Source organism: Pedobacter sp. KBW01, from assembly GCF_003852395.1.
GTDB lineage: Bacteria > Bacteroidota > Bacteroidia > Sphingobacteriales > Sphingobacteriaceae > Pedobacter.
On record NZ_QAJQ01000024.1, the window covers coordinates 1 to 1,912 of the forward strand.

1 protein-coding gene is annotated in these 1,912 nt (G+C 43.6%); it reads left to right on the top strand.

Annotated features, from left to right (window positions below; genetic code table 11):
* The first annotated feature begins 571 nt into the window (after positions 1 to 571).
* Positions 572 to 1,846 carry a group II intron reverse transcriptase/maturase gene (gene ltrA, locus DBR40_RS21555; protein WP_199748410.1) on the top strand — a complete coding sequence of 425 codons (1,275 nt, stop codon included), beginning with the start codon at positions 572 to 574 and terminating at the stop codon, positions 1,844 to 1,846.
* The last annotated feature ends 66 nt before the right edge of the window (positions 1,847 to 1,912 follow it).

The window sequence follows — 1,912 nt, forward strand, 5'->3', positions numbered from 1 at the left end:
TTGTGTGCCAGGCATGGCAATCGACTATAGGGTGAGAATCCCGAACACGCTTAGCAGTAGGAAGTGTTAGCTAAAGACAAGGGTGTCGTGGGTGACTGCGAATCTGAAGGAAGTCAGCGGCAAATATGGGAGCCCACGAACAGGAACTGTATATAAGGCGGGATAGTGTGGATGATGTTGCAATACAAACAGAAGTCCAATACTGCAAGGATACTATTACGTAGATACAGGGGCTACATCCATAGAAAGTAGATTGTCTTACCCTGGGAGATCTGAATACAATCTGTCCAATACATGCGCGAATGTAAGCGAGGAAACATTTTCCGGAGACGGATTATGGGGTATTCAGAAGTCAGCCGATGTCATAGTACCGCAAGAGCGGGAAGGACTGAATGTTAGGATGGCAAAGGAAACATAAAGTTTATGGTAAAGCATTGACAGCTGAAACACGTTAGAGAACTGCTTGCATGAAGGTAGGACAGAATCCGAGAATAAACTGCAAGAGGAGCTGAGCTTAGCCGTGCAACCAATGTGCACAATGCCTGGGAAGGAGTTTTTTTTTTTTAGTAGTATGCTTGAAGAAATATTAGACATCCGAAATGTACAAAGAGCCTTTAGGCAGGTTACTGCCAATAGGGGTGCCGGGGGTATTGATGGTATGCAGACCGATGAACTTCGTGACTACTTGAATGCAAACTGGCAAACATTAAGAACTGATATCTTGGAAGGCAATTATCGTCCAGAAGTTGTTAGGAAGGTAGAAATACCTAAAAGTGGTGGTGGAAGAAGAATTTTGGGGATTCCCACGGTGATCGACCGATTAATCCAGCAAGCTATTTCACAATGGCTGAGTCCAAAGTATGAGGGTGGTTTTTCATCGAACAGTTACGGATTCCGACCGGGGCGTAATGCCCATCAGGCTGTACTTAAGGGGCAGGAATACCTAAATTCAGGTTATATCTGGATTGTAGAAATGGACTTGGATAAGTTCTTTGATCGGGTTAACCACGACAAGCTTATGAGTCTTCTGTCATTGAAGATAAAGGATAAACGAACATTGAAGCTTATCCGCTGTTATCTGAGTAGTGGTATGATGGAAAATGGAGTAGTTACCCCAAGGAGAGAGGGAACCCCGCAAGGTAGTCCTTTAAGTCCTCTTTTATCAAATATCATTCTGGATGAGCTTGATTCTACGCTTGAAGAGCGTGGCCACTGTTTCGTTAGGTACGCAGATGACTGTAGTATCTATGTTCGGAGCAGTAAGTCCGCCCATAGAGTAATGGATAAGATTGCGGTTTATCTGGAAGACCGGTTGAAATTGAAGGTTAATCGTGAGAAGAGCAAAGTGAGTAGGCCCACGCAAAGTACGCTACTTGGTTTCTCATTTTATAAAGTCAACAAGAGGTGGAAAGTGCGAATAGCACCTAAATCCTTGGTGCGTATCAAGGATGAAATCAGAAAACAGACCATGCGTAGCAGGTCGACTCCACTAACTTCAAGGATATTGAAACTTGAAGAAATAATCCGGGGTTGGGTGAACTATTTCTCGATTGCAGAGGCAAAAAGCTACATGAGAGGACTTGATGAGTTAACCAGAAAGAGGCTGAGAATGAACCTATGGAAACAATGGAAAGGTGTTCGAAGTAGGGAACGTAATCTGATGAAGCTGGGCGTTGCCAAGTTAAGAGCCTTTCAACTGGCTAATACCCGCAAAGCTTATTGTAGAACAGCAAATAGCCCAATCTTGCTCACCACGCTAAACAAAGCATACTTTTCAAAACTTGGTTTTGAAGGATTCACCAACTACTATTATTGGAAAACAACACATCAAACGAAGTTATTCTAACAAACCGCCGTATACCGAACGGTACGTACGGTGGTGTGAGAGGACAGATAGGGAACTAATCCCTAT